The sequence below is a fragment of the Streptomyces sp. NPDC005485 genome, assembly GCF_040606085.1.
Lineage (GTDB): Bacteria > Actinomycetota > Actinomycetes > Streptomycetales > Streptomycetaceae > Streptomyces.
Window position 1 is genome coordinate 1 of record NZ_JBEXDZ010000270.1, and the last position, 6518, is coordinate 6518.

Below are 6518 nucleotides of genomic sequence, written 5' to 3' on the forward strand. Positions count from 1 at the left end.
AGAACATTTTCTGGGGCTTTCCTCCGGGCGCTTCCCTTCGGTCTTGCGTTTCCGACTCTATCAGATCCTTTCGGGCCTGATTCCCAGTCAGCGGGATCGTCTTCTGCGGCTGTTGGGCCGTTCCGACGAGTGAGACTTTAGCGGATTCCTTAGCCCCGAGCTAATCGGGGCTTGCGTCCTTTCGAACACGGATTCCTCATTTCGCAAACACGCAGGAAAACGATCCGACGACGAGTCGTCGTTCGTTGTCTGCTTGGTGCGGAATGGCTGTCCGGGGACCGACCGGAGTCGGCGCTCACGTCGGACAACTCGGAGAACACTACGTACCGGGCGTAGGCGTGTCAACTTGCCTCCGGACCGCACCCCGGAGGCGTACTCTCTGACGCATGACTACGCATACGTGCACCCAGCAGTGGTGGGCCGCCTGACGGCGGCCGTACTCACGTATGTACTCAACGGCCGCCGCCTCGGCGGCCGTTCTTGTATCTCCCTCCAGGAGAGCCGGCCGGCGGGCGCGGCGGCCTCGACCAGGAGGTGGAGAGATGACGAGGATCTTCAGTGGGGTCAAGCCGACCGGGCATCTGACGCTGGGGAACTATCTGGGGGCCGTACGGCGGTGGGCCGAGGTCGACCAGCATCGGGCCGACGCGCTGTTCTGCGTCGTGGATCTGCATGCGCTGACCGTGGAACACGATCCGGGGCGGGTGCGCAGGCTCAGTCGGCAGGCGGCGACGCTGTTGCTCGCGGCGGGCCTCGATCCGGGGGTGTGCACCGTCTTCGTGCAGAGTCATGTGGACGAGCACGCGCGGTTGTCGTATCTGCTGGAGTGCGTCGCCACCGACGGGGAGATGCGGCGGATGATCCAGTACAAGGAGAAGGCCGCGAGGGAGAGGGCGCGGGGCGGGAGTGTGCGGTTGTCGCTGCTGACGTATCCCGTACTGATGGCGGCGGACATCCTGGCGTACGGAACCGATGAGGTGCCCGTCGGGGACGACCAGACGCAGCATGTCGAGCTGACCCGGGATCTGGCGGTGCGGTTCAACCAGCGGTACGGGCACACGTTCGTGGTTCCCCGGGCCACGCGTCCGGAGGTCGCGGCGCGGGTCATGAACCTGCAGGAGCCCGCGTCGAAGATGGGGAAGAGCGAGGACGCGGGGCCGGGGATCGTCTATCTGCTCGACGAGCCCGATGCCGTACGCAAGAAGGTCATGCGGGCGGTGACCGACAGTGGGCAGGACGTCGTGTACGACCCGGAGGCCCGGCCCGGGGTCTCGAATCTGCTGGAGATCCTGGCCGCCTGTGAGGGCGGGGACCCGCAGGAGCTGAGTGCGGGATACGAGTCGTACGGGGCGTTGAAGAAGGACGCCGCCGACGCCGTCGTGGAACTGCTGCGGCCCTTGCAGGAGCGGCACAAGGAGTTGTGCGCCGATCCCGCCTATGTGGAAGGGGTGCTGCGGGGCGGTGCGGAGAAGGCGCGGGAGATGGCTCGGCCTCGGGTGGACGAGGCGTATCGGGCGGTGGGGTTGTTGGCGCCCAGGTGAAGGAGGAGGCGTTGGACGGGAACGCCCCAAGGCTGTTGGGGGTGGCTGACGCCGGCCCCGGACCCGGTTTCGCGGGTGTTCCCGTCGCGGCTTCTTGGTCAGGTGTTGTTGCCGGAGGCCAGTTCGCGGCTGCGGTCGCGGGCTGCTTCCAGGGCGGCGATGAGGGCGGCGCGTACACCGTGGTTTTCGAGTTCGCGGATGGCGCTGATGGTCGTACCCGCGGGGGAGGTCACGTTCTCGCGGAGCTTGACCGGGTGTTCGCCGCTGTCGCGGAGCATCGTCGCGGCGCCGATCGCGGACTGGACGATGAGGTCGTGGGCCTTGTCGCGGGGCAGGCCGAGCAGGATGCCCGCGTCCGTCATGGCTTCGACCAGGTAGAAGAAGTACGCCGGGCCCGAGCCGGAGAGGGCCGTGCAGGCGTCCTGCTGGGACTCGGGGACGCGGAGCGTCTTGCCGACCGCGCCGAAGATCTCCTCCGTGTGGGAGAGGTGTGCGGCGGTGGCGTGGGTGCCGGCGGAGATGACGGACATCGCCTCGTCGACGAGGGCGGGCGTGTTCGTCATGACGCGGACGACCGGGGTGCCGGTGGCGAGGCGCTCCTCGAAGAACGAGGTCGGCACACCGGCGGCTCCGCTGATGACCAGGCGGTCGGCGGGAACGTGCGGGGCCAGCTCGTCGAGAAGGGTGCCCATGTCCTGCGGCTTGACCGTGAGGATCAGCGTGTCGGCGGACTTGGCGGCCTCGGGGTTGGTGACCGGGGTGACGCCGTAGCGGGTACGGAGCTCTTCGGCCCGTTCCGGGCGGCGGGCCGTGACCAGGAGGTCGGCGGGGGCCCAGCCTGCTCGGATCATTCCGCTGAGCAGGGCTTCGCCGATCTTGCCGGTGCCGAGGACTGCGACTTTCTGGGTCATGGCTGCGGGTGCCCTCCGGGGGTGCGTCGTCCGTTGGGCCATCCTCGCACCCAGGGGTACCGGGGGGCTTTGGCGTCCGGTGGGCGGACGGTGGTGAAGTGGGGTGCGCAAGGGTTTTTCGCCCCCTCCGCCCCTTCCCTTCCCGTTGTTCTGGGGGCTGCGCCCCCTTTCCCGCTGCCATCGCGCTTCGCGCTCGTCCTCAAACGCCGGACGGGCTGAAAGATCAAAGCCTCACGCTGTCCTACGGCGCAAAGTGGCTGCTCCCAGGATCAGGACCAAGAATGCGCAGCCCGCGACGATCAGGGCGTCGCGGACGAAGTTCGCTGTCATGTCGGTGTGCTTGAGGACCTCGTTCATGCCGTCGACGGCGTACGACATGGGCAGCACGTCGGAGACGGCTTCGAGGACCGGGTGCATGTTGGAGCGCGGGGTGAACAGGCCGCAGAGGAGGAGTTGGGGGAAGATCACCGCCGGCATGAACTGGACCGCCTGGAACTCCGAGGACGCGAAGGCCGAGACGAAGAGGCCGAGGGCCGTACCGAGGAGGGCGTCGAGCAGCGCGACGAGGAGGAGCAGCCAGGGGGAGCCGGTCACGTCCAGGCCCAGGAACCAGACGGCGAGGCCCGTCGCCAGGGCCGACTGGATGATCGCGAGGGTGCCGAAGGCGAGGGCGTAGCCGGCGATCAGGTCGCCCTTGCCGAGCGGCATGGCGAGGAGGCGTTCGAGGGTGCCCGAGGTGCGTTCGCGGAGGGTGGCGATGGACGTGACCAGGAACATCGTGATCAGCGGGAAGATGCCGAGGAGCGAGGCCCCGATGGAGTCGAAGGTGCGCGGGCTGCCGTCGAAGACGTAGCGCAGCAGGAAGAGCATCAGGCAGGGGATCAGGATCATCATCGCGATCGTGCGCGGGTCGTGGCGCAGCTGACGCAGGACGCGGGTCGCGGTGGCGGTCGTGCGGGAGGGGTTGATCGCGCTCGGGCGCGGGGGCGCGGGGGTCGTCGTCGTGACCGGGGTCGCGGTGGTGCTCATCGGAGGGACTCCTTGCCTGTCTCGCTGGACTCGTTGCTCGTACTGGTCCCGCTCGCCTCGTCGCCTGCTGCGATCGCCTCGTCCACCAGGTGGAGGAAGGCGGCCCCGACGGTGTCGGAGCCGGTGCGGGTGCGCAGGGCGTCCGGGGTGTCGTCGGCGAGGATCTCGCCCTCGCGCATCAGGAGGAGGCGGTGGCAGCGCTCGGCCTCGTCCATGACGTGGGAGGAGATGAGGAGGGTCGCTCCTCGGTCGGCGGCGATGGCGTGGAAGAGGTTCCAGAGGTCGCGGCGCAGGACCGGGTCCAGGCCGACCGTCGGTTCGTCGAGGACCAGGAGTTCCGGGGTGCCGAGGAGGGCGACCGCAAGGGAGACGCGGCTGCGCTGGCCGCCGGAGAGGTTCCCCGCGAGGGAGTCGGCGTGGCTGGTGAGGTCGACGTCGGTGATGGCCCGGGTGACGTTGTCGTGGCGGCGGTCGACTGCGGCGCGGCCCGGGTCGAGGATCGCGGCGAAGTAGTCCAGGTTCTGATGCACCGTCAAGTCGTCGTAGACGGACGGGGCTTGGGTGACATAGCCGATACGGGAACGCAGTGAGGCGTCGCCGGCGGGGTGGCCGAGGACTTCGAGGGTGCCGGTCACCCTGGCCTGGGTGCCGACGGTCGCTCGCATCAGGGTCGATTTTCCGCATCCGGAGGGGCCGAGCAGCCCGGTGATCTGCCCGCGCGGCACGGTGAAGTCGAGGCCTCGCAGGACGGTGCGCGTGCCGCGTACGACGGTGAGGTCTTCGGCGCGGACGGCGGGGGCGCCGAGGTGGTCGAGGGCTCGGTCGGGTGGACGGGAAGCATTATTCATCATGTGATGAATAATGCTCCTGCGCGACAGGGCCGTCAAGCAGGGGGCGCTCGGCAGGGTGGGCGTACCGGCGCACCTCGGCGGCGTCGGCGTACATCCGAGTGCGTCCGTGCGCCGTTGGGGCCACCCGATGGGCCGTCCGCAAGGGGTGTGCGTTCAACTCCCTTTCCTGACAATGGATTTCAGTGCACGGTCATATGCCGTTCGTATGACGTGTTCGTCGAGCCCTCCCCCGGCTCGGCGGCCCGCGCATCTCCCGTTCGTTCCGTTCGCCATGGAGGTGCAGTCGTCATGCATGTCGTACGCAAAGTCGATTTGTCCGCGTCGCTCGTCGTGTTTCTCGTGGCGGTGCCGCTGTGCGTGGGAGTCGCCGTGGCCTCGGGGGTGCCGGCCGAACTCGGGCTGGTGACCGGGATCGTGGGCGGGCTGGTCGCCGGGGTGCTGCCCGGGAGCAGCCTGCAGGTGAGCGGGCCGGCCGCGGGGCTGACCGTGCTCGTGTACGAGGCGGTGCAGACGTACGGTCTGCGGGCGCTGGGTGTGCTGGTGTTCGGCGCCGGGGTCGTGCAGGTCGGGCTCGGGGCGCTGCGGCTCGGGCGGTGGTTCCGGGCTGTGTCCGTGGCCGTGGTGCAGGGGATGCTGGCCGGGATCGGGCTCGTGCTGATCGCGGGGCAGCTGTACGCCATGGGTGACGCGGCCGCGCCCGCGAGCGGCATCGGGAAGATCGCCGGGCTGTTCAGCCTGGGCGGGGACGCGGATCCGGTGGCGCTGGTCGTCGGCGGCGGCACCGTACTCGTCCTCGTGCTGTGGCCGCGCTGGCGGCGCGGGGCCCGGGTGGTGCCCGCGCCGCTGCCGGCGGTCGGGCTCGCGTCCGCCGCCACCGGGCTGCTCGACCTGTCCGTGCGGCGGGTCGGGGTGCACGGGCTGCTGGATGCCGTACGGCCGCCTGCGGTGGCGGATCTGGGACGGCTCACGGAAGTGGGCGTGATCGGCACGGTGCTGGCGTTCGCGCTGATCGCGTCTGCCGAGTCGCTGTTCAGCGCGGCGGCGGTGGACCGGCTGCACCGGGGGCCGAGGACCGACTACGACAGGGAACTGATCGCGCAGGGCGCCGGGAACGCGGTGTGCGGGGTGCTCGGGGCGCTGCCGATGACCGCGGTGATCGTGCGGAGCGCGGCGAACGTGCGGGCAGGGGCCCGGACCAAGGCGTCACGGGTGCTGCACGGGGTGTGGCTGCTGGTCTTCACCGCGCTGCTGCCCGGGGTGCTCGGGGTGATTCCGGTGGCGGCGCTCGCCGGGCTGCTCGTGCACGCGGGATGCAAGCTCGTGCCCGTACGGGAGTTGGGGGTGTTGTGGCGGGAGCACCGGGGTGAGTTCGTGGTGCTGGTGGTGACGGCCGTGGCCATTGTGGTCGGGAACCTGTTCGAGGGGGTGTTGGTGGGGCTGGCGCTGGCCGTCGCCAAGACCGCGTGGGACATCAGCCATGTGCATGTGGAAACGGAGGACCTGGGGGACGTGGGGTTGGTGGTGCGGGTGATGGGCAATGCGACGTTTCTACGGCTGCCGAAGCTGCTGGACGCGTTGGAGGCACTGCCGCACGACCGCGACGTACGGCTGGAGCTGGGCGGGCTGCGGCATGTGGACCATGCGTGCGCGGCGGCGTTGGAGGGGTGGGCGGCTGCGCGCGGGCATGCCTGTCCGGAGGGGTGGGCCGCCGGGCGCGGGCATGCGTTGACGGGGGCGCCGCCTGCGGTCACGCCTTGACGGGGGCGCCTGTCGGGGGGTGCGGGTGCGTTGTGGGTCGGGTCCGTGCCGGTACGTCTGCTGGCGGGAGCGCCGTTCGCGTGGGGGCCTGTGGGCGGGTCGGGGCCGTGCCGGTACGCCTGCTGGCGGGAGCGCCGCTCGCAGGGGGTGCGTTGTGGGTCGGGTCCGTGCCGGTATGTCCGCTGGCGGGAGCGCCGTTCGCGTGGGGCCGGTGGGCGGGTCGGGGCCGTGCCGGTACGCCTGCTGGCGGGAGCGCCGCTCGCAGGGGGTGCGTTGTGGGTCGGGGCCGTGCCGGTATGTCCGCTGGCGGGAGCGCCGTTCGCGTGGGGCCGGTGGGCGGGTCGGGTCCGTGCCGGTACGTCCTGCCCGTCGCCGCGTGGGCGTACTGCCCGGGAGTCGAGCATGGCGAAACTCGGCTGGGAGCCGGC

5 protein-coding genes are annotated in these 6518 nt (G+C 70.3%); 2 read left to right on the forward strand and 3 right to left on the reverse strand.

The features are described from left to right. Positions 1-542: 542 nt before the first annotated feature. The gene (gene trpS / locus ABZS97_RS42915) at positions 543-1541 is read left to right on the forward strand and encodes a tryptophan--tRNA ligase (RefSeq protein WP_356149034.1); all 999 of its coding nucleotides are present in this window, start codon (positions 543-545) and stop codon (positions 1539-1541) included. Between the two features lie 98 nt (positions 1542-1639). Here the strand turns inward: trpS and proC are convergent, their stop codons facing one another. From proC to ABZS97_RS42930, 3 genes are all read right to left on the reverse strand, one after another. Beyond that, positions 1640-2452: a pyrroline-5-carboxylate reductase gene (gene proC / locus ABZS97_RS42920; protein WP_356149037.1), complete on the reverse strand. Its 813-nt coding sequence runs from the start codon at positions 2450-2452 to the stop codon at positions 1640-1642. 231 nt (positions 2453-2683) lie between these two features. After that, on the reverse strand, positions 2684-3481 hold the full coding sequence (locus ABZS97_RS42925) for an ABC transporter permease (protein WP_356149040.1): 798 nt from the start codon (positions 3479-3481) through the stop codon (positions 2684-2686). Then, positions 3478-4332 carry an ABC transporter ATP-binding protein gene (locus ABZS97_RS42930; RefSeq protein ID WP_356149043.1) on the reverse strand — a complete coding sequence of 285 codons (855 nt, stop codon included), beginning with the start codon at positions 4330-4332 and terminating at the stop codon, positions 3478-3480. The genes ABZS97_RS42925 and ABZS97_RS42930 overlap by 4 nt, the downstream gene beginning before the upstream one ends. 288 nt (positions 4333-4620) lie before the next feature. Here ABZS97_RS42930 and ABZS97_RS42935 point away from each other — a divergent pair, with 288 nt between their 5' ends. Then, a complete protein-coding gene (locus tag ABZS97_RS42935; RefSeq protein ID WP_356149045.1) occupies positions 4621-6090 on the forward strand; it encodes a SulP family inorganic anion transporter in 1470 nt (489 codons plus the stop codon). The last annotated feature ends 428 nt before the right edge of the window (positions 6091-6518 follow it).